The sequence below is a fragment of the Kitasatospora sp. cg17-2 genome, from assembly GCF_054031055.1.
The window spans coordinates 6992532-7014021 of record NZ_CM132923.1 but is presented as its reverse complement, the minus strand read 5'-3'; the positions used below and the strand labels follow the sequence as shown (position 1 = coordinate 7014021).

The 21490-nt window shown below is 73.0% G+C and carries 16 protein-coding genes; 10 read left to right on the top strand and 6 right to left on the bottom strand.

From position 1 onward, the window contains the following. Positions 1 to 3: 3 nt before the first annotated feature. The 3 genes from ACW14Y_RS29625 to ACW14Y_RS29615 form a co-directional block, all read right to left on the bottom strand. Positions 4 to 1527, bottom strand: a complete 1524-nt coding sequence (locus ACW14Y_RS29625) for an exopolysaccharide biosynthesis polyprenyl glycosylphosphotransferase (RefSeq protein WP_380305370.1) — start codon at positions 1525 to 1527, stop codon at positions 4 to 6. A gap of 334 nt (positions 1528 to 1861) precedes the next feature. Then, positions 1862 to 3016: a glycosyltransferase gene (locus tag ACW14Y_RS29620; protein ID WP_380305368.1), complete on the bottom strand. Its 1155-nt coding sequence runs from the start codon at positions 3014 to 3016 to the stop codon at positions 1862 to 1864. 185 nt (positions 3017 to 3201) lie between these two features. Then, positions 3202 to 3642, bottom strand: coding sequence for an SRPBCC family protein (locus tag ACW14Y_RS29615; RefSeq protein WP_030398291.1), 441 nt, complete (start codon positions 3640 to 3642; stop codon positions 3202 to 3204). A gap of 301 nt (positions 3643 to 3943) precedes the next feature. Here ACW14Y_RS29615 and ACW14Y_RS29610 point away from each other — a divergent pair, with 301 nt between their 5' ends. Beyond that, positions 3944 to 4837, top strand: a complete 894-nt coding sequence (locus ACW14Y_RS29610; protein ID WP_380310567.1) for a HipA family kinase — start codon at positions 3944 to 3946, stop codon at positions 4835 to 4837. 112 nt (positions 4838 to 4949) lie between these two features. Here the strand turns inward: ACW14Y_RS29610 and ACW14Y_RS29605 are convergent, their stop codons facing one another. The 3 genes from ACW14Y_RS29605 to ACW14Y_RS29595 form a co-directional block, all read right to left on the bottom strand. Beyond that, entirely contained in the window at positions 4950 to 6437 is a 1488-nt protein-coding gene (locus tag ACW14Y_RS29605; RefSeq protein WP_380310565.1) for a S8 family peptidase, read from the bottom strand. Positions 6438 to 6739: 302 nt separating this feature from the next. Beyond that, positions 6740 to 7870 carry an amidohydrolase family protein gene (locus ACW14Y_RS29600; protein WP_456983952.1) on the bottom strand — a complete coding sequence of 377 codons (1131 nt, stop codon included), beginning with the start codon at positions 7868 to 7870 and terminating at the stop codon, positions 6740 to 6742. A gap of 4 nt (positions 7871 to 7874) precedes the next feature. Next, complete coding sequence (locus ACW14Y_RS29595; protein WP_456983950.1) at positions 7875 to 9347, bottom strand: glutamine synthetase; 1473 nt, start codon at positions 9345 to 9347, stop codon at positions 7875 to 7877. A gap of 518 nt (positions 9348 to 9865) precedes the next feature. Between ACW14Y_RS29595 and ACW14Y_RS29590 the strand changes: the two genes are divergently transcribed. The 9 genes from ACW14Y_RS29590 (at position 9866) to ACW14Y_RS29550 (ending at position 21422) form a co-directional block, all read left to right on the top strand. Next, positions 9866 to 11641 (top strand): 3-hydroxyacyl-CoA dehydrogenase family protein, encoded by a 1776-nt coding sequence (locus ACW14Y_RS29590; RefSeq protein ID WP_380438177.1) that lies wholly within the window; start codon positions 9866 to 9868, stop codon positions 11639 to 11641. A 179-nt stretch (positions 11642 to 11820) separates the two neighbouring features. Then, positions 11821 to 12741, top strand: a complete 921-nt coding sequence (locus ACW14Y_RS29585) for a TetR family transcriptional regulator (protein ID WP_380388311.1) — start codon at positions 11821 to 11823, stop codon at positions 12739 to 12741. 409 nt (positions 12742 to 13150) lie between these two features. After that, positions 13151 to 14488: a crotonyl-CoA carboxylase/reductase gene (gene ccrA, locus ACW14Y_RS29580; RefSeq protein ID WP_380310554.1), complete on the top strand. Its 1338-nt coding sequence runs from the start codon at positions 13151 to 13153 to the stop codon at positions 14486 to 14488. Positions 14489 to 14497: 9 nt separating this feature from the next. Then, positions 14498 to 16525 carry a protein meaA gene (locus ACW14Y_RS29575; RefSeq protein WP_456983948.1) on the top strand — a complete coding sequence of 676 codons (2028 nt, stop codon included), beginning with the start codon at positions 14498 to 14500 and terminating at the stop codon, positions 16523 to 16525. 20 nt (positions 16526 to 16545) lie between these two features. After that, a complete protein-coding gene (locus ACW14Y_RS29570) occupies positions 16546 to 17505 on the top strand; it encodes an HpcH/HpaI aldolase/citrate lyase family protein (protein WP_340636237.1) in 960 nt (319 codons plus the stop codon). Between the two features lie 23 nt (positions 17506 to 17528). Continuing rightward, complete coding sequence (locus ACW14Y_RS29565) at positions 17529 to 18032, top strand: MaoC family dehydratase (RefSeq protein ID WP_375978747.1); 504 nt, start codon at positions 17529 to 17531, stop codon at positions 18030 to 18032. Positions 18033 to 18193: 161 nt separating this feature from the next. Further along, on the top strand, positions 18194 to 19396 hold the full coding sequence (locus tag ACW14Y_RS29560) for an acyl-CoA dehydrogenase family protein (RefSeq protein ID WP_266274075.1): 1203 nt from the start codon (positions 18194 to 18196) through the stop codon (positions 19394 to 19396). 468 nt (positions 19397 to 19864) lie between these two features. Next, positions 19865 to 20557 carry a phosphatidylserine decarboxylase gene (locus ACW14Y_RS29555; protein ID WP_030398303.1) on the top strand — a complete coding sequence of 231 codons (693 nt, stop codon included), beginning with the start codon at positions 19865 to 19867 and terminating at the stop codon, positions 20555 to 20557. Continuing rightward, a complete protein-coding gene (locus ACW14Y_RS29550; RefSeq protein ID WP_380310022.1) occupies positions 20544 to 21422 on the top strand; it encodes a CDP-alcohol phosphatidyltransferase family protein in 879 nt (292 codons plus the stop codon). The genes ACW14Y_RS29555 and ACW14Y_RS29550 overlap by 14 nt, the downstream gene beginning before the upstream one ends. The last annotated feature ends 68 nt before the right edge of the window (positions 21423 to 21490 follow it).

The following is a 21490-nucleotide window of genomic DNA, read 5'->3' as shown; positions in this document are numbered from 1 at the left end:
TGTTCAGCTCCCGTCCGGGTGGAGCATGAGGGCCGCGGTGCGGCACAGGATCTTGACGTCCTGCCAGAGGCTCCAGCTCTCGATGTAGCGGTTGTCGAAGCGGGCCCGGTCCTCGATGGAGGTGTCTCCGCGCAGGCCGTTGACCTGGGCGAGGCCGGTGAGGCCGACGGGGACGCGGTGGCGGTCCGCGTACTCGGGGTAGGCCTGGCTGAACCGCATGACGAAGTAGGGGCGTTCGGGGCGGGGTCCGACGAGGCTCATGTCGCCGCGGAGCACGTTCCACAGCTGCGGGAGTTCGTCGAGGGAGCTGCGGCGCATCAGGCGGCCGACGGCGCCCATCCGGTGGTCCTGGGAGATGTTCCAGCGGGTGGCGGACTCGTGTTCGTTGCTGGGCCGCAGGGTGCGGAACTTGAGGACGGTGAAGACCCGGCCGTCGAGACCGGTGCGCTGCTGGCGGAAGAGGACGCCGGGGCCGGTGTCGAAGCGGACGGCGAGCGCGCAGAGGGCGAGGACCGGGGAGAGCAGCAGCAGGCCGGTCGCGGCGGCGGTGACGTCGAGGGTGCGCTTGGCGGCCCAGCCGGGGCGGCGGGTGGCGGCGCGGCCGACCCGGAGGCAGGGGTAGCCCCAGAGGTGGTCGGCGCCGGTGAGGCGCCCTGCGGCGAGGGAGCCGTACTCGCGCAGGGCCGGGACCAGCCAGACCTGGCAGCCGAGGCGGGCGGCGTCGCGCAGGGCGGCGGCGGTCTCCGCCTCGTCGGCGGCGCCGGCGGTGGCGACGACGTGGTGGACGCGGTGGCGGCGGACTTCGCGTTCCAGGACTTCGCGGCCGCCGAGCACGGGCAGGTCGGTGTCGCCGGCGAGCAGCGGCGGGTCGGCGTCGAGGAAGCCGATGGGGCGCATCCCGTACTCGCCGCGTTCGTTGAGGGCGGCGGCGACGCGGCGGCCGAGGCGGCCGGCGCCGAGGACCAGGACGGGGCTGGGGCGGCTGCGGCGGATGCGGCGCACCAGGTGGTAGAGCAGGGCGCGGCCGCAGACGGCGAGCAGCAGTTGGGTGCCGAGGAGGACGATCAGCCGGGCGGGGGTGGCGGGGCCGGTGTCGGGCCAGTGGCCTTCGAGGCAGCCGGCCAGGCTGATCGCGAAGGCGGAGGCGACGAGCGCCCGCGCGGTGAGGGCGGGCAGCTCGTCGAGGACGGAGAGGGTGAGGCGGGTGCGGTAGAGGCCGCCGGCCAGGTTGAGCAGGAGGAGCAGGGGCAGCAGGGCGGCGACGCCGAGCAGGGGTGCGACCCGGACGGCGGGGTCGAGGGCGCGGTTGGCGACCCCGGTGGCGGTGCAGAGGGCGAGGGCATCGACGGCGACCAGGGTGACGGGCAGGGCGAGCCGGGCGCGGACCGGGCGGCGGTGCCGGCGGGACGGGGCGGCGCTGCGGGTCTGGGCGGCGCGCTCCGGGCGGTCGAGCAGCCCGGTGGCGGGCCGGGGCGGGCCTGACAGGGACCGCCCGGGCCTTGGCACGCTGTCGTGGTCAATGGTCATCAGCGCACGAACTCCCCTGCTGTGTGCCCGGGGTGACGGCGGCCCGGCACCGGTTGGCCCGGAGCGGCCGTCCCGGCCCGGTGGGCGCGGTCCTGACAGCACCTGCTGCCGCTGGCGGCTTTCGAATTCCTCGCGAATTGCCGGCGTGAAATCGAAACGAAGCAGGCAAAATCAGACGTTACCGAACGCTGGCTTGAATGCTGGAAGTTGACTTGCCGTTTCATTCCAGCCGCCCATTAATAGGTATTTCTGATTTCACCCCTCATCCACAACCGGTTGAGGGTGCGAATACGACGGCGTCGGACCGGCGGCGCATTCACGGCATGTGAAACGATCAGATCCGCTGCGGGACACGGGCGCGGCGTCGTCCGGCCGCCGGACCGGCCCCCAGCAGGTCGCGGTAGAGCGCGTCCACCTGTTCGACCACGGAGCGAACATCGTGGCGGGCCGCGGCGTGTTCGCGCAGGCGCAGACCGCGCCGCTCGCACTCGATCGGATCGGACAGCGCCTCGGCCATTCGGGTGACGAGCGCGTCCACGTCGCCGGGCGGGACCACGGCGGACGCGCGTTCGACCGGCGGCAGGCACTCCCGCGCTCCCGGCACGTCGGTCAGCAGCACCGGACGCCCGGAGGCCATCGCCTCCAGCGGGGCCAGCGCCATGCCCTCCCAGCGCGAGGGCAGTACCACCAGGTCGGCCGCGGCCAGCCACGGCCGGGGGTCCGCGACGTCCCCCACCAGCCGGACCCGGGACGGATCGGCGCCCTCCCGGACCGTCGCGGCCAGCCGGGCCTCCTCCGGCCCGCCGCCGACCAGCGCCAGCCGGGCGGCCGGCACCCGGCGGCGCACCTCCGGCCAGGCGGCGAGCAGCACGTCCTGGCCCTTCTGGCGGCAGAGCCGGCCCACGCAGACCGCGAGCGGGGCGTCGAGCTCCAGGCCGAGCGCGATCCGGGCGGCGCGGCGGTCGGAGGGCGCGTAGTGGCGCACGTCCACGCCGTTGGGCACCACCGCCCAGTCGGCGTGCAGTCCGGCCGCGATGCCGTCGGTCCGCTCCTGGACCGAGACGCAGAGCAGCCGGTGCGCCCAGCGGGTCGCGTACCGCTCCCAGCGCAGGGTGGCGGCGGCCAGCGCGCCGTCCACGGCGGCGAAGGACCAGGCGTGCGGCTGGAAGACCGTGGGCACCGCGCCCCGGACGGCCAGCCGGCCGGCCAACCCGGCCTTGGCGCTGTGCAGATGGAGCATGTCGGGTGCGGCGGCCCGGACGATCCGGCGCAGTCGCCAGGCCTCCGCCGCGGTGGCCGGGCCGGGCGAGCGGCCGGCGGGCCAGTCCTGGACCAGCGCGCCGACGGCCGCGGCCTCCTCGGCCAGCCGGCCGCCGCGCGGGCAGGCGACCAGCACCCGGTGGCCGGCCTCGCGCTGACCCCGGACCAGGTCGACCACGACGCGGGCCACTCCGCCGTCGACGGGTTGGGAAATGTGAAGGATCGTCATATGCACGGCGGCGAGCCTAGGGTGGCCGCACCGTGCCGAGGGGCCCCCGTCACCCGGAGGTGGCGGGGCGTCCACCCGTACGGCGCGCCGCTCGTACGGGTGGACGAACTCCTCGAATTCCTGGCCGGGTCGACGGGGCGGCCCGACCCGGGACCGGGCCCCGACCGCGCCGCGGGCGCTCCGGCTCAGCGCACCTCGGCGGCCAGGTTGGCGAGCACCTCGTCGTGGATCCGGTTCAGGCCCTTGGGCGCGAAGGTCCGCTCGAAGAAGCCGCCGATGCCGGTCGCGCCCTGCCAGGTGGCCGTGACGGTGACCCTGGTCCGGCCCTCACCGGCCGCCGCGACGGTCCAGGTGACCACCATGCTGGAGTTGGCGTCCTTCTCCACCAGCTGGTCCGGGCGCGGCGCCGAGACGGTGAGCAGGCAGTCGCGGACCCGCTTCTCGGTGGCCTGGAGCTTCCAGTGCACCTGGGTGCCCGCGCCGGTGCCGCCGACCCGGACCTCGTACTCGCTGTACTGCGCGGGCAGCAGCTTGGGGCGGATCACCTGGTAGTCGGCCAGGGCCTCGTACACCCGCTCGGGGGCCGCGTCGTAGACCCGCTCCGTGGTGGCCTGCACCTGTCCCATGGTCCTGCTCTCCTTCGTCGGTCGTCCGGCGCCGGGTTCCGTCCGGCCGGTCACGCTCACCGGCCAGCAAATCACAGCGAACGGGGTGCGCCGGGCGGCGGCCTCCGGTCCGGACGGACGACCCCCAGGGCCTCTCTTTCGGATCACGTCGGATGAGCGGGCGTTGTTGGAGTGCGTGCCTCGGCGGTGCGGAGGAGGGAGTCCATGCGGAGCATCGGCGACCGACGACAAGCCGGCGAGGTGCGTGCTCCGGCGGCGACCGCCCGGCGTGATCCGAAAGAGAGGCCCTAGAGTGGCGGTTGTGCTCGAACAGGTGACAGCAGTGCGCTACGTCGACCCGCTGCGGGCCGGCGGTTCCGTGCCCGGCGTCGTGGAGACCGACGACCTGGGCACCTATGTGGTGAAGTTCACCGGGGCCGCCCAGGGCCGCAAGGCGCTGGTCGCGGAGGTGATCGTCGGCGAGCTGGCCCGGCGGCTCGGCCTGCGGGTGCCGGAGCTGCGACTGGTGGACTTCGACCCGGCGGTGGCCGAGGACGAGCCGGACGCCGAGATCCAGGACATCCTGCGGGCCAGCCGCGGCGTCAACCTCGGGATGGACCTGCTGCCCGGCGCCCGCGACTTCCGGCCCGGCATGATCGACGTCGGACCGGCCGAGGCCGGCCGGGTGGTGTGGCTGGACGCGCTCACCGGCAACGTCGACCGGACGGTGCACAACCCCAACCTCATGGTCTGGCACGGCCGGCTCTGGCTGATCGACAACGGCGCCGCGCTGATCTTCCACCACCGCTGGTCCGCGGCCGGGGCCTCGGTCGGCAAGCGGTACGACCTGAGCGCCCACGCGCTCGGCGGGTACCGCCCGGACGTGGCGCTGGCGGACGAGGAGCTCGGGCCGCTGGTCACCGCCGGACTGCTGGAGCAGGTGGTGGCGCTGGTGCCGGACGCCTGGCTCGCCGACGAGCCGGGCTTCGACTCGGTCGGGGCGCTGCGCCGGGCCTACGTGGAGCACCTGGCGGAGCGGGCGGCCCGCTCGGCCGAATGGCTGCCGGAGGGGTTCTCGACCCCAGAGCAGCTGCTCGACGCGGAGCGGCGGCGGGCCGCGCGGACCAGGGCCGGGCGGCCGGACTGGCTGCGGGAGGTGCCGGACCTGCACGGCAAGCCGTCGGTGGAGACGGTGTGGGAGCAGCACGTCGAGTGACCCGCCGGCCGGAGGCGGCCGGGGGCACGGAGAAGGGCATGCGAACGGGGGCGGGACTCGTGTCCCGCCCCCGTTCGGCGACTCAGGGGTTCAGCAGCCGGTCAGCCGTGGCTCAGCGCCACCACTGGACCGCCTTCTCGGCGTTGATGATGCCCGCGCCGTAGAAGCCGTTGTCGTCCGCGCCGCCCTCGCAGGTGGCCGCGAACTCGCCGGTGCCGCCCGGGTTGTACGGGCCCGACGGGCAGGCGTGCGACTCGGCCTGGTTGGTGAGCAGCTCGGTCAGCTCCTCCGGGCTGGCCCACGGGAAGGTGCTGGCCAGCAGGGCGAGCACACCGGCGGCGTGCGGGGAGGCCATCGAGGTGCCCTGCATGTAGCCGTACTGGCCGCCCGGGATGGTCGACAGCGTACGGCCGTTCTTGTCCGGGGTGTCCGGGATCTGGTAGCGGCGGTCGCCACCGGGGGCGGCCACGGTGACCTTGCCCTTGCCGTAGCTGGAGTAGTACGACTTGTCGCCGTTGACACCCACCGAGGAGACCGCGACGACGCCGTCCAGCTCGGTCGGCAGGTTCAGGCAGTCCTGGGTGATCGGGCGCTCGACCGGGGTGGTGTCGTCCGGGCTGGCGACGTCCTTGGTCTTGTGGGCCAGGTCGATGTTCTCGTTGCCCGCGGCGGCGACGTTGAGGACGCCCTTGCGCTGCGAGAACTCGACGGCGCGGCGGACGGCGGTGGTGATCGCCGCCTGGTCCGCGTCGTTCTGGCAGTTGAACATCCACGGGTCGACGAAGTAGCTGTTGTTCGTGACCTTGAACTTGTGCTCGCCGGCCCAGACGAAGCCGCAGATGGCGTACTCGGGGTAGATGAAGCCGCCGTCGTCGACGACCTTCACCGCGGCGAGCTTGACGTTCGGGGCGATGCCCTCGATGCCCTTGCCGTTCTTGGCGGCGGCGATGGTGCCGGCCACGTGGGTGCCGTGGGCGCCGTCGACGCCCGGCTGCCACGCGTCCCAGGCGGTGTTCGGCTTGCCGCCGTCGATGCAGGAGACCGACTGCGAGGCGTCGATGTTGGCGGCGAGGTCCTCGTGCTTGCCGTCGATGCCGGAGTCCAGGACGCCGACGGTGACCTTGTTGCTGCCGAGGGACAGCTTGTGGGCCTTGTCGACACCGATCTGACGCATGTCCCACTGGTTGGCCCAGTAGGGCTCCTCGCCGGCGGCGGGGGCGGCGGTCGGGGCGGCGGCGACCTCGGCGACCTTGTCCTCGGAGGCGGTGATGCCCTTGGTGCGGCTGGCGCCGACCGACTCGACGGCCTTCGCCTTGCGCAGCTTGGCGGCGAACTGGGTGTCGGTCGAGCGGGCGATCACCACGCCGATCTGCTCGTAGGAGTAGACGACGGTGCCGCCGAGGGCCTTGACCGCGGTCTCGACCTTCTGCACCTGACCGTGGTTGGCCTTGGTGTTGACGACGTAGCTGAGCAGCGGACCGGTGGTCGTCTCCGCCCCGGCGGCGAAGGCGCTGCCGGCCGGGAGCGCGAGGGCTCCGGCGGTGGCGAGCACAACGCCGACCGCCGCGATCCGGGTCCGGCTGATCCGAGGAACACTCATAGGGGTTGGCCCTCCCGAGTCGTCATGCTGCAGCTGCGGTTGGCAGATGCGCTTGGAATGATCGGGACGCTAGTGAACAAGTGTTGCAATCCGCAAGAGGTAGTCATCTAATCGTCACAAGTCATCCACCGACGGAAGGTATGACTCCGCTCCTGCTGGGCAGGGGCGGCGATCTGACGATCGGACGAGCACAGAGCTCACTGGCGGGTGATCCTAGTAACCCGGACCTAGGGGGCGACAGGCATTCGTAACGGCCGAAAGCGGCCAGTGGCGAATGCTCGCCAGTGGCGGCGGGCCGACGCTCAGATCGCGTACAGTCGGCGCGCGTTCTCCGCCGCCACCAGACGGGCCAGCCGCTCGGCGTCGGCCGGGGTGCAGGCGCCGTCGGCCCGCCAGCCGTCGAGCAGGGTGCCCAGGCCGTGGCGGAACTGCGCCGCGCCCACCAGGTGGAGCTCCGGCAGGCCGTAGCCGTCGGTGGAGAACAGCAGCTTGCCGAACGGCGCCAGCTCCAGCATCTCGCCGAGCACCGCCGCCGCCCTCGGGCCGACGTAGGAGGTGGTCAGCCCGAGGTCGGTGTACACCAGCGGGAAGGCCTGGGCCAGCCAGGCGGCCTGCCGGTGGTAGGGGTAGCCGTGCAGCAGCACCAGCGGGACGCCCGACGGCTCGGCGGCCCGGACGAAGTCGGCGAGCAGCGACGGGTCGGCCCGGTGCAGGGTGACGTCGGGATCGCCGAAGCCGGTGTGCAGCTGGAGCGGCAGCCGCAGCCCGGCGCAGACCTCCAGGGCGGTGTGCAGCAGCTCGTGCAGCAGGACCGGGTCGGTCAGCCGGCCGCCCCCGGCACGCTGCCGGGCGGCGGCGGCCGCCGTCACCTCGGCCGGGGAGGGCCGCCGCGCGGGCACCGCGAGCCCGGCCCGGTAGGCGACCACCGACTTGAGCGCGACGGCGCCGGCGGCCGCGGCGGCCAGCGCCTCGCGCACCGCCCGCGCCCAGCCGCCGGGCGACGCGGTGACGGCCTCGGCGACCGGCTCCAGCCGGACCACCTCGCGCACCCGGGCGCCGGAGGCCGAGGCGAACCCGTCGAGCGGCAGCAGCGGGAAGCCGGCGGCGCCGGTCAGCCCGGTGTCCACCAGGCAGGTGTCCAGGCCCGCGGCGGCCAGCAGTCGGCGGGTGGCCTCCGGGGCGCCCAGCTCGCGCCGCCGGGCGAGGTACTCCTCGGCGGGCGCGTGCGCGGGCAGCCCCAGCGCGGGCGGGCACCAGCGGCGGACGGCGAGGCCGAGCGCGCTGTCGAAGGGCGAGGTGCCGGGCGCGGGCGGGCGGTCGGACTCGGTGAGCAGCCCCGCCAGGGCGTCGTCGTCGAGCTCGGCCGTCACCACGCTGTGGCAGTGGTGGTCGACCAGCGCGGGGACGTCGACCGGGGGCACAGAGTAGGACACGCCCCTAGTACCGCCAGCGGGTGACGGCGGCCAGCCGCTCGGGCGACGCGCCGGCGTACTGCTCGGCCTCGGCCTGGCGGACGGCCAGCACCGCTTCGAACAGCGGCTCGCCGAGCGCCTCCCGGAGCACGGCGGAGCCCCGGTAGGCGGCGAGCGCCTCGGCCGGGCCGGTCGGCAGCCGGGGGACGGTGCCGGGCTCGGCCAGGGAAGGGTCCCCGGTGGACTCCGGTGGCAGCGCGAGCCGCTGCTCCCGCCCGGCGAGGCCGGCGGCGATCACCGCGCCGACCGCCAGATAGGGGTTGGCGGTGGCGTCGAAGCACTTGATCTCGGCGTTGGCCGCGGAGGACCGCTCGCCGGTGGAGCCGGTGACCAGGCGGAGCGCGGCCTCGCGGTTCTCCAGGCCCCAGCACTGGTAGGCCCCGGCCCAGTGCGAGGGGACCAGCCGCAGATAGCCGGCCGGGCTGGAGCAGCCGAGCACCAGCAGCTCGGGCAGCGCGCCGAGCACCCCGGCCAGGAAGCCCTCCGCCTCGGCGGTCAGCCCGTGCGGACCGGGGCCGCCGTGCGCGAGGTTGCGCCCCTCGCGCCAGAGGCTGAGGTGGAGGTGGCCGCCGTTGCCGACCCCGCCCGCCTCTACCGCCGGGGCGAAGGAGGCCCGCAGGCCGTGCCGGGCGGAGACGGCCCGGACGGTGTGCCGGACCAGCACCGAGGTGTCGGCGGCCTCCACCGGGCCCTCCGGGGCGACCGAGACCTCGAACTGCCCGGGCGCGTACTCGGGGTGGATCTGGAGCACGGTCAGGCCCTGCTCGCCGAGGGCCCGGAGCACGTCGCGCAGGTAGTCGGAGAGGTCGGTGAGGCGCTGCATGCCGTAGGCCGGGCCGGCCGTCGGGTAGCGGGGCTCCTCCCCCTCCGGGCCGGCCAGCGCGACCACCCACTCGATCTCGATCCCGGCCTTGAGGGCCAGGCCCTGCTCGGCCGCGGCGGCCACCGCCCGGCGGGCGAAGAGCCGCTGGCACCCGGGGTGCGGGGCACCGCCCTGGGTGTAGCGGTCCCCCGGGGCCCAGGCCCAGCCGGGCTGGGCGGCGAGCGGGACGATCCGCTCGACGTCGGGGTAGAGCCGGAGGTCGCCGGTGGGGCCGCCGATCAGCCGGCTGGTGACGATCGAGTCGTCGGCGAGGAAGACGTCGAAGCAGGGGGCCGCGCCGACGCCCCACTGCGCCGCGTGCACCAGTCCGCCGAGCGGCACCGCCTTGACCCGGGCGATGCCGGCGTTGTCCACCCAGGTGACGGCGACCGCCTCGACCCCGGAGCCCCGCAGCCGGTCGACGGCGGCCTGCGCGCGCTCGCCGCGCTCGGCCCGGTCCGCCCGCGGCGGCAGCACGGCGCCGGTGGCGGCGGGCCCGGCCGGGCCGGGGGCGGGCCCCGCGGCGGACCCGGCGGCGGGCTCGGGTCGGTCCGTGGCAACGGTTCCAGTGGTCATGCCCCCATGCTTCCCGGCGCCGCCGGGGCGCGTAACTCCCCTATCGGGTGGTCCGAACGGACGTCCGTCCACCTCCCTCACCCGCACGGGTGATCACCCCGGCCGTGAGCAGCGAAACTGCCACCCCCCACCCCCTTCCTACTGATCGGTAACTTCGCTACAGTGTCCGCACGCACCACTGCCGGGCTTCGGGAGCCGCACCGGCGGGGCGCCGTCCGCCGCGCCGGGAACCGCGGGGCCGACGGCGGACGACGGTGCGTTCGTTCACCGGCCGGTGCCGCGGATCGCGGCCGGAGCCGGATTTCTCTCCTCTGTGTTCAGAGCCGCTTCCTTCACCCCGAGCGCCTGAGTACCACGGCACACCCGCAGCACCGCCGGAGCGGACCGGCGGCTGCGCGGTGGCCGCAACCGTCATCCCCCCGCACCGCGCGCGGACCCTCCTCCGAAGGCGCGCCCTCCTTCCGGGGGCGTGCCCTCCGGAGCGCGCGCGGGCCTTCCATGACAAGGAGTCAGGACAGATGGAGCGTCCCTTTCCCACGGTCGCCGTGGTCGGACTCGGCACGATGGGCACCGGAGTCGCCGTCGCGGTCGCCAGGAGCGGCCGCCGGGTGATCGGCATCGAGGCCGACGAGAGCTCCGCCGCCCGGGCCCTGGCCCGGATCGAGGAGTCCACCGCGCACGCGGTGGACCGCGAGCGGCTCACCGCCGAGGAGCGGGCCGGGCTGCTCGCCCGGCTCACCGTCGGCCACCGCCTGGCCGCGGCCGCCGAGGCGGACCTGGTGATCGAGGAGGTCCCCGAGCAGCTGGAGCTGAAGCGGCAGGTCTTCGCCGAGCTGGACCGGATCTGCCCGGCCGGCACGGTGTTCGCCACCGGCACCACCGCGCTCTCGGTGACCCGGATCGCCGCCGCCACCGCCCGCCCGGACCGGGTGCTCGGCCTGCACTTCTTCAACCCGGTGCACACCATGAAGCTGGTCGAGGTGGTGCGCACCGTGCTCACCGCCCCGCAGGTCGCCGAGGACGCCGCGGCGCTGGCCCGGGACCTCGGCAAGGAGCCGGTGGCGGCCGGCGACCGGGCCGGCTTCGTGGTCAACGGCCTGCTCTTCGCGTACCTGAACCAGGCCGCCGCGATGTACGAGTCCAAGTACGCCACCCGGGAGGACATCGACGCCGCGATGCGGCTCGGCTGCGGCCTGCCGATGGGGCCGCTGGCGCTGCTCGACCTGATCGGCGTGGACACCGCGAGGACCGTCCTGGAGGCGATGTACGAGCAGTCCAGGGACCGGCTGCACGCGCCGGCGCCGATCCTCGGCCAGCTGGTCTCGGCCGGGCTGCTGGGCCGCAAGACCGGCCGCGGCTTCTACACCTACGAGGCGCCCGGCTCCTCCAAGGTCGTCGGCGCCGCCGCCGGCCCGGCCCGGCCGGGGGTGACCGGGCGGGAGGTGCGCAGCATCGGCGTCTGCGGCTCGGGCACCATGGCGACCGGCATCGTCGAGGTGTTCGCCAAGGCCGGGTACCCGGTGCTGCTGGCCGCCCGCAGCCTGGAGAAGGCCGAGCGGGCCAAGGCGCAGCTGGCGAGGTCGCTGGAGCGCTCGGTGGCGAAGGGCCGGCTGACCGAGGAGCAGCGGGACGCCGCCCTGGGCCTGGTGACGCCGGTCGGGCAGTACGGCGAGCTGGCGGACGTGGACCTGGTGGTCGAGGCGGTGGCCGAGGACCTCGGGGTGAAGCGCGAGCTGTTCACCGCGCTGGACGCGATCGTCAAGCCGGGCGCGGTGCTGGCCACCACCACCTCCTCGCTGCCGGTGGTGGCCTGCGCCTCGGCCACCGGGCGGCCGCAGGACGTGGTCGGCATGCACTTCTTCAACCCGGCGCCGGCGATGCGGCTGGTCGAGGTGGTCTCCACGGTGCTGACCGCGCCGGACGTCACCGCGACCGTGCTGGAGCTGTGCGCGAAGGTCCGCAAGCACCCGGTGGAGTGCGGGGACCGGGCCGGCTTCATCGTGAACGCGCTGCTCTTCCCCTATCTCAACGACGCGGTGCGGATGCTCCAGGAGCACTACGCGACGGTGGACGACATCGACACCGCGATGAAGCTCGGCTGCGGCTACCCGATGGGCCCGTTCGAGCTGCTGGACGTGGTCGGCCTGGATGTCTCGCTGACCATCGAGCAGGTGCTGCACCAGGAGTTCCGGGAGCCGGGCCTGGCCGCGGCGCCGCTGCTGGAGCACCTGGTGGCGGCGGGCTGCCTGGGCCGCAAGACCGGCCGCGGTTTCCGCGACCACGCGCGCCGATGACCACGCCGCCGTCCTACGGGGGAGCGTCCGACCGGCCGCCGTTCCGCGCGGAACGGGCCGGCTGGGGGGCGGGTTCGGTGTCCGCGCACTGGCCGAGACCTGCGGTGGGCGGGCCGGTCGCCCCGGTGCGCCGGGCAAGGCCCCCTGCTCCGGCGCCGGGGACGTGTAGCGTTCCGGGCATGGATCGGGTTCAGTCAGTCTCCCCGCAGCAATCCGCCCCGCAGCAGTCCGCCCCGGCGCGTGACGGCCGGTCGGCCGGGACGGGCGCCGAGGGGGGCCAGGGCAGCCGCCGGGCGGCGGCCCAGCGCCAGCAGATGCGCCAGGACCTGGCCACCGCCGCGATGGAGCTGTTCGCCTCGCAGGGCTACGAGGAGACCACGGTCGACCAGATCGCCGCGGCGGCCGGGGTCGCCCGGCGGACCTTCTTCCGGTACTTCCGGTCCAAGGAGGAGGCGATCTTCCCGGACCACGACGACACCCTGGTGCGGGTCGCCGACCTGCTGGCCAGCGCCGAGCCGGAGGAGCACCCGCTGGACGTGGTCTGCCGGGGCATCAAGGAGGTGCTGCGGATGTACGCCTCCACGCCCGGGGTCTCGGTGGCCAGGTACCAGCTGATCCGCCAGGTGCCGACGCTGCGGGAGCGGGAGATCGCCGTGGTGGCCCGCTACGAGCGGCTGTTCACCCGCTACCTGCTGGGCCGGTTCGACACCGCCGGGGAGATCCCCGAGGGCTGGCAGCACGGTGGCGAGGACGACTCGATGCTGGCCGAGGTGTCGGCGGCGGCGGTGGTCGCGGCCCACAACCACGTGCTGCGGCGCTGGCTGCGGGCGGGCGGACGGGGCGATGTGGAGGCACAGCTGGACCACTCCTTCGAGGTGATCCGGCAGACCTTCTGGGGCTCCAGCGCACCGGGGGCGCGACGGCGCGGTGCCGTGGTGGCACCGGGTGCCAGTGGGACGGAGGCGGAGGCCTCGACCCTGCGCGCACCGAGTGCCACCTCCGGAGGTGAGGTGCTCATCACAGTCACCCGGACGGACGCCCCGCTGGAGCTGGTGGTGGATGCCGTGCGGGCCGCCCTGGAGGGCGTCAAGCAGGCCTGACCGCAGGAGTTCTCGCAGGTCGCAAGGGGTTCACGGGCCCGTGCCGGAGTGTCGGCACGGGCCCTTTCCATGCCCTTCGCGGGCCCCTGGGAGGCACCTCCGGGTCGCCCGAATTGATGGCACCGCGTGTCTTTACGAGTGGCACAGGGTGCCACTACCTTGTTACCCACCAGTCGCGGCGCCGCGGCTCCCCACCTGGCGCGCCGTCGTACCGGCGCCCCCCGATCCCGGGGGCGACCCACCGCAGCACCCGGCCCGACAGCCGTCCCGGCCCACCGGCCACCGGCCCGACAGCCACCTCGGCCCACCAGCCACCCACACCCACCACCCCGTTCAGCGAAGCCGGTGTCCGCTCCCGGCTCCCCCAGACGCCCTGTGCCCTCACACAGGTACGCCTTCGGAGGCAGCCATGAAGGAAATCCTCGACGCGATCCTCAGCTCCGACAGCACCTCGGCGGACTTCGCCAACGTGAAGCTGCCGGAGTCCTACCGGGCGGTGACGCTCCACAAGGACGAGGAGCAGATGTTCGCGGGCCTCGCCAGCCGCGACAAGGACCCGCGCAAGTCCCTCCACCTCGACGACGTCCCGCTGCCCGAACTGGGCCCGGGCGAGGCCCTGGTCGCGGTGATGGCGAGCGCGGTGAACTACAACACCGTGTGGAGCTCGATCTTCGAGCCGGTCTCCACCTTCGGCTTCCTGGAGCGCTACGGCCGGCTCTCCCCGCTCACCAAGCGCCACGACCTGCCGTACCACGTGCTCGGCTCCGACCTGGCGGGCGTGGTGCTGCGCACCGGCGCCGGGGTCAACGCCTGGAAGCCGGGCGACGAGGTGGTCGCCCACTGCCTGTCCGTCGAGCTGGAGTCCTCGGACGGCCACAACGACACGATGATGGACCCGGAGCAGCGGATCTGGGGCTTCGAGACCAACTTCGGCGGCCTGGCCCAGCTGGCGCTGGTGAAGACCAACCAGCTGATGCCCAAGCCCGCCCACCTGACCTGGGAGGAGGCCGCCTCCCCCGGCCTGGTCAACTCCACCGCCTACCGCCAGCTGGTCTCGCAGAACGGCGCGGGCATGAAGCAGGGCGACAACGTGCTGATCTGGGGCGCCAGCGGCGGCCTCGGCTCGTACGCCACCCAGTACGCGCTGGCCGGCGGCGCCACCCCGATCTGCGTGGTCTCCAGCCCGGAGAAGGCCGACATCTGCCGGGCGATGGGCGCCGAGGCGATCATCGACCGCTCCGCCGAGGGCTACAGGTTCTGGAAGGACGAGCAGAACCAGGACCCGCGCGAGTGGAAGCGCTTCGGCGGCCGGATCCGCGAGCTGACCGGCGGCGAGGACGTCGACATCGTCTTCGAGCACCCCGGCCGGGAGACCTTCGGCGCCAGCGTCTACGTCACCCGCAAGGGCGGCACCATCGTCACCTGCGCCTCCACCTCGGGCTACATGCACCAGTACGACAACCGCTACCTGTGGATGTCGCTCAAGAAGATCGTCGGCTCGCACTTCGCCAACTACCGCGAGGCCTGGGAGGCCAACCGCCTGGTGGCCAAGGGCAAGATCCACCCCACCGTGTCCAAGGTCTACACCCTGGAGCAGACCGGGCAGGCCTCGCTCGACGTCCACCAGAACCGCCACCAGGGCAAGGTCGGCGTGCTCTGCCTCGCCCCCGAGGAGGGCCTGGGCGTGCGCGACGCCGAACTGCGCGCCCGCCACCTGCCCGCGATCAACCGCTTCCGCGACATCTAAGGCGACCCGATGACCGACCAGAAGCGCGACCGGCCCTGGCTCATGCGCACCTACGCCGGGCACTCGACGGCCGAGGACTCCAACGCGCTGTACCGGCGGAACCTCGCCAAGGGGCAGACCGGCCTCTCGGTGGCGTTCGACCTGCCGACCCAGACCGGCTACGACTCCGACCACATCCTCGCCCGCGGCGAGGTCGGCCGGGTCGGGGTGCCGGTGGGCCACGTCGGCGACATGCGCACCCTGTTCGACGGCATCCCGCTCGAACAGACCAACACCTCCATGACGATCAACGCCACCGCGATGTGGATGCTGGCGCTCTACCAGGTGGTCGCCGAGGAGCAGGGCGCGGACATCGCCAGGCTCACCGGCACCACCCAGAACGACATCGTCAAGGAGTACCTGTCGCGCGGGACGCACGTCTTCCCGCCCGGCCCCTCGGTGCGCCTGATCACCGACATGATCGCGTACACGGTCGGGAACATCCCGAAGTGGAACCCGATCAACATCTGCAGCTACCACCTCCAGGAGGCCGGGGCCACCCCGGTCCAGGAGATCGCCTACGCGATGTGCACCGCGATCGAGGTGCTGGACGCCGTCCGCGACTCCGGCCAGGTGCCGGCCGAGCGGATGGGCGAGGTGGTGGCCCGGATCTCCTTCTTCGTCAACGCCGGGGTGCGGTTCGTCGAGGAGATGTGCAAGATGCGGGCCTTCGGCCGGCTCTGGGAGAAGGTCACCCGGGAGCGGTACGGCATCGAGGACCCGAAGCAGCGCCGGTTCCGCTACGGCGTGCAGGTCAACTCGCTCGGCCTGACCGAGGCCCAGCCGGAGAACAACGTCCAGCGGATCGTGCTGGAGATGCTCGCCGTCACGCTCTCCAAGGACGCCCGCGCCCGCGCCGTCCAGCTGCCCGCCTGGAACGAGGCGCTCGGCCTGCCCCGCCCGTGGGACCAGCAGTGGTCGCTGCGGATCCAGCAGGTGCTCGCCTTCGAGTCCGACCTGCTGGAGTACGGGGACCTCTTCAACGGCTCCGAGGTCGTCGAGGCCAAGACCGCCGACCTGCTGGCCGGCGCCGAGGCCGAGATCGCCAAGGTGCTGGCGATGGGCGGGGTCATCCCGGCCGTCGAGTCCGGCTACCTGAAGTCCAACCTGGTCTCCTCGCACGCCGCCCGCCGGGCCCGGATCGAGTCCGGCGAGGACAAGATCATCGGGGTCAACTGCTTCGACACCACCGAGGAGAGCCCGCTCACGGCCGACCTCGACACCGCGATCATGGTCGTCGACCCGGCCTCCGAGCAGTCCGTGCTGACCGCGCTGGAGGCCTGGCGCGGGCAGCGCGACGAGGCCGCCGCGCTGCGCGCCCTGGAGGAGCTCAAGGCCGTCGCCGGCACCACCGCGAACCTGGTGCCGGCCACCCTGGCCTGCGCCCGGGCCGGGGTCACCACCGGCGAGTGGGCCTTCGCCCTGCGCGAGGTGTTCGGCGAGTACCGGGCGCCCACCGGCGTCGGCGGCGCCCCGGTCGCCGTCCCGGCCGAGCCCGGCGGCGAGCTGGCCGCCGTCCGCGAGGCGGTCGCCGCGACCGCCGCCGAGCTCGGCGCCGGCAAGTTGCGGCTGCTGGTCGGCAAGCCCGGCCTGGACGGGCACTCCAACGGGGCCGAGCAGATCGCCGTCCGGGCCCGCGACGCCGGGTTCGAGGTGGTCTACCAGGGCATCCGGCTCACCCCCGAGCAGATCGTCTCGGCCGCCGTCGCCGAGGACGTCCACTGCGTGGGCCTGTCGATCCTCTCCGGCGCCCACTCCGAGCTGGTGCCGGACGTGCTGCACCGGCTGCGCCGGGCCGGGGTGGAGGATGTCCCGGTGATCGTGGGTGGCATCATCCCGGCAGCGGACGGCGAGGCCCTCAGGGCCGCCGGCGTCGCCGCCGTGTTCACCCCGAAGGACTTCGGCATCACGACCATCATCGGCCGGATCGTGGACGAGATCCGGCTGGCCAACAGGCTCCAGCCCTGGACGCCGGCCCCGGCCACGACGACCAGCTGACCCCGGAAGGAACCACCCTCTTGTCCCAGAACCGCCTCCGCCCGCGCCGTTCCTGCCTCGCCGTGCCGGGCTCCAACCCGCGCTTCCTGGAGAAGGCCCAGGGCCTCCAGGCCGACCAGGTCTTCCTCGACCTGGAGGACGCCTGCGCCCCCCTGGTCAAGGAGAGCGCCCGCCACACCGTCGTCGACGCCCTGAACACCGGCGACTGGACCGGCAAGACCCGGGTCGTGCGCGTCAACGACTGGACCACCCACTGGACCTACCGCGACGTGATCACCGTGGTCGAGGGCGCCGGCCCGAACCTCGACTGCATCATGCTGCCGAAGGTCCAGGACGCCGAGCAGGTGAAGGCGCTCGACCTGCTGCTCACCCAGATCGAGAAGACCATGGGCTTCGAGGTCGGCCGGATCGGCATCGAGGCGCAGATCGAGAACGCCAAGGGCCTCATCAACGTCGACACCATCGCCCAGGCCTCGCCCCGGCTGGAGACCATCATCTTCGGCCCGGCCGACTTCATGGCCTCGATCAACATGAAGTCGCTGGTGGTCGGCGAGCAGCCGCCCGGCTACTCGGCCGACGCCTACCACTACATCCTGATGCGCATCCTGATGGCCGCCCGCGCCAACGACCTCCAGGCGATCGACGGCCCCTACCTCCAGATCCGCAACCAGGAGGGCTACCGCGAGGTGGCCGGCCGCGCCGCCGCGCTGGGCTTCGACGGCAAGTGGGTGCTGCACCCGGACCAGATCGGCGCCGCCAACGAGATCTTCTCGCCCTCCCAGGAGGACTACGACCACGCCGAGATGATCCTCGACGCCTACGACTGGTGCACCTCCGAGGCCGGCGGCTTCAAGGGCTCGGCGATGCTCGGCGACGAGATGATCGACGAGGCCAGCCGCAAGATGGCGCTGGTCGTCTCCGGCAAGGGCCGCGCGGCCGGTATGAAGCGCACCTCCACGTTCGAGCCCCCGCAGGCCTGAGACCGGTCAGGAGCCATCGACCCATGCAGTTCGGACGCACCTACGAGGAGTTCGAGGTCGGCGCCGTCTACCGGCACTGGCCCGGCAAGACGGTCACCGAGTACGACGACCACCTCTTCTGTCTGCTCACCATGAACCACCACCCGCTCCACATGGACACCAACTACGCGGAGCGGACCACCGACTTCGGCAAGAACGTGGTGGTGGGCAACTACATCTACTCGCTGCTGCTCGGCATGTCCGTCCCGGACGTCTCCGGCAAGGCGATCGCCAACCTGGAGATCGAGTCGCTGCGGCACATCGCGCCGACCTTCCACGGCGACACGATCTACGGCGAGACCACCGTGCTCGACAAGTGGCCGTCCAAGTCCAAGGACGACCGCGGCATCGTGTACGTCGAGACCAAGGGCTACAAGCAGGACGGCACGGTCGTCTGCGTCTTCCGCCGCAAGGTGATGGTGCCGACCGCGACGTACATCGAGGCGCGCGGCGGCGAGCAGCCCGCCCGGCCCACGCCGCTCGCCTGAGCCCTTCCGAAGCCCCACCACCCCAGGACCCCGGACGGGCCCGGCCGCCGTCATCGGCCGAGCCCCGCACCGGTTCACGGGGGCTCCGCGGAGCCACGCCCGCGGAGCCCCCGTCCACTCTCCCCCACCCTCGTTTTTCCAGGCATGACAGGAGCCGCACGATGGGACGCCTCGCACAGACCGACGGCCTCACCGAGATCCAGCGGGACATCCTCGCCACCGTGCGCGAGTTCGTCGACAAGGAGATCATCCCGGTCGCGACCGAGCTGGAGCACAAGGACGAGTACCCCGCGGCGATCGTCGAGGGCATGAAGCAGCTCGGCCTCTTCGGCCTGACCATCCCCGAGGAGTACGGCGGCCTCGGCGAGTCGCTGCTGACCTACGCGCTGGTGGTCGAGGAGATCGCCCGCGGCTGGATGTCCGTCTCCGGCATCGTCAACACCCACTTCATCGTCGCGCACATGATCAACGCGCACGGCACCCAGGAGCAGAAGGACCACTTCCTGCCCCGGATGGCGGCCGGCGAGATCCGCGGCGCCTTCTCGATGTCCGAGCCGGGCCTCGGCTCCGACGTCGCCGCGATCAGCACCAAGGGCGTCAAGGACGGAGACTTCTACGTCCTCAACGGCCAGAAGATGTGGCTGACCAACGGCGGCACCTCCAGCCTGGTCGCGGTCCTCTGCAAGACGGACGAGGGCGGCTCCACGCCCTACAAGAACATGACCACCTTCCTGATCGAGAAGACGCCGGGCTTCGGCGCCAACCCGACCGTCCCCGGCCTGACCGTGCCCGGGAAGATCGAGAAGATGGGCTACAAGGGCGTCGACACCACCGAGCTGGTGCTCCAGGACGTCCGGATCCCCGCCGACCGGATCCTCGGCGGCGTCCCCGGCCGGGGCTTCTACCAGATGATGGACGGCGTCGAGGTCGGCCGCGTCAACGTGGCCGCGCGCGGCTGCGGCGTCGCCCGCCGCGCCTTCGAGCTGGGCATCTCCTACGCCCAGCAGCGCTCCACCTTCGGCAAGAAGATCGCCGAGCACCAGGCGATCCAGTTCAAGCTCGCCGAGATGGCCACCAAGGTCGAGGCCGCGCACCAGATGATGGTGATGGCCGCCCGCAAGAAGGACAGCGGCGAGCGCAACGACCTGGAGGCGGGGATGGCGAAGTACCTCGCCTCCGAGTACTGCAAGGAGGTCGTCGAGGACGCCTTCCGCATCCACGGCGGCTACGGCTTCTCCAAGGAGTACGAGATCGAGCGGCTCTACCGGGAGGCCCCGATGCTGCTGATCGGTGAAGGTACTGCGGAGATCCAGAAGATGATCATCGGGCGCCGGCTGCTGGAGGAGTACCGCATCGCGGGCTGACCGGCCCGCCGCGGGGCTCGCGGCCGACCCGCGAGACCGCCGGACGACGGGCGTGCGGGCCCGTCCCGGCGCCGCGCCGTGTCCCGCCCCGGTGGCCTGGTCCGCCCCGGGGCCGACACCGGCGCTCCGGAGCGGCCGCAGGGCGTACAGCTGCTGTCACACGCCCTGCGGCCGCTCCGGCATACCGTCCCGCGCCCCCGACGGGCAGTTCCGCGGGGCCGACCGGGCAGGGTTGAGACAAGAGTCACCAGCTTCGCCGGGTCCCTTGGGAACCGGACCGGGTCGAGCTACGGTCGTATACAAGGGGGCGCACCGGCGCCTCCCGCAGGTCACATGAACGAGCAGGCGGGTTGCCCACCCACCGTGTGCTCCCGATAGCATCCACCGGGACAGCAGACGTCCCTCTATTACCCGATCCCGCGGTGGCCCCCGTCCAGCGGCCATGATCCCCCGCGACAAAGGTCTTCGATGCCCATCAGCCCGTCCCCTCACACCTCCGTCACGGACCGCGATGCCCTCGCTGCCACGACGGCCGGCCGGCGACCCCGCGTGACCATCGCGCGCGGAGCCACCCCCTGGTTCGTCCCCACCCTCGCCACGGCCGCCGTGACCACCGCGCTCACGCGGCGCAGTGGCAAGTGGGCCCTCGCGGCGGTACCCGCCTGTGCGCTCGGCGCCGGCATGCTGTGGTTCTTCCGCGACCCCGAGCGTGAGATCGGCACGGGCAGAGTGATCTCCCCCGCCGACGGCGTGGTCCAGAGCATCGACGCGTGGCCGGACGGCCGGACCCGCGTGGCGATCTTCATGAGCCCGCTCAACGTCCACGTCAACCGGGCGCCCCTGCCCGGCACGGTGACCTCCGTCGAGCACGTGCCCGGTGGCTTCGTGCCCGCGTTCAACAAGGACAGCGACCAGAACGAGCGGGTCGTCTGGCACTTCGACACCGAGCTCGGCGACATCGAGATGGTCCAGATCGCGGGCGCCGTGGCGCGCCGCATCGTGCCGTACGTGGACGCCGGTACCAAGGTCGAGCAGGGCGAGCGGATCGGTCTGATCCGCTTCGGGTCCCGGGTCGACACCTACCTGCCGGCCGGCGTCGAGGTCGGCGTCGAGGTCGGCCAGAAGACCACCGCCGGGGTGACGCGCCTTGACCGTGACTGATCCTGAGACGATCGTCGGCCTGGACGACGAGGAGACGGCCCTGCGCCGTCGTCGCTGGGCCCGCGACCGCGAGCTGCGCGCGCCGCGCTCTCCGCAGCACCTGTCCACCGCCGACTTCCTCACCCTGGGGAACGCCGTCTGCGGCTTCCTGGCGATCTACTCGATCACCACCGGGGTGCTCGTCCCGCACATCACCAACCCGGACGCCGCGCCGGACAAGCACAGCGCCGCCACCGCGGTCACGCTGCTGCTGATCGGCTCGATGTGCGACCTGTTCGACGGCCTGGTGGCGCGCAAGCTGCGCTCCTCCGCGCTCGGCGCCGAACTGGACAACCTGGCCGACCTGATCAGCTTCGGCATCGCGCCGGCCTACTTCGTCGCGGTCTGGGGCATGGTCTCGCCCGGCTCCAACAGCCGGCTGTCGGCGCTGATCGCGCTGACCGTGCTGCTGGCGGTGGTGCTGCGGCTCGCCCGGTTCTCCACCGTGAAGATGCGGCCGGGGGTCTTCCAGGGCATGCCCTGCCCGATGGGCGCGATGACGGTGATCGCCATCGTGCTGCTCGACCCGCCGTTCCTGCCCGGTCTGCTGGCGATCTTCGCCGTCGCGTACCTCATGGTCAGCCGGATCGAGTACCCGAAGCCGCAGGGGCTGCTGGCCACCGCCACGCTGTGCTGGATCGTGCTCTCGATCGGCTGCCTCGCGGCCTGGGCGACCGGCGCCCCCGGCGGCGACACCCTGCTGCACATCGGCGCGTTCGCGCAGATCGCGCTCGCCGCGATGGCGCCGCTGCTGGTGATCCGCCGCAAGGTCGGCCAGAAGGTCGGCGACGTGCGGGCCCGCCGCGCGGAGTCGCGGATCGGCTGACGACCGCCGAAGGACGAACGGAAGGGCCCGGCTCCCCGAGGGGAGCCGGGCCCTTCCGTATGTCCGGA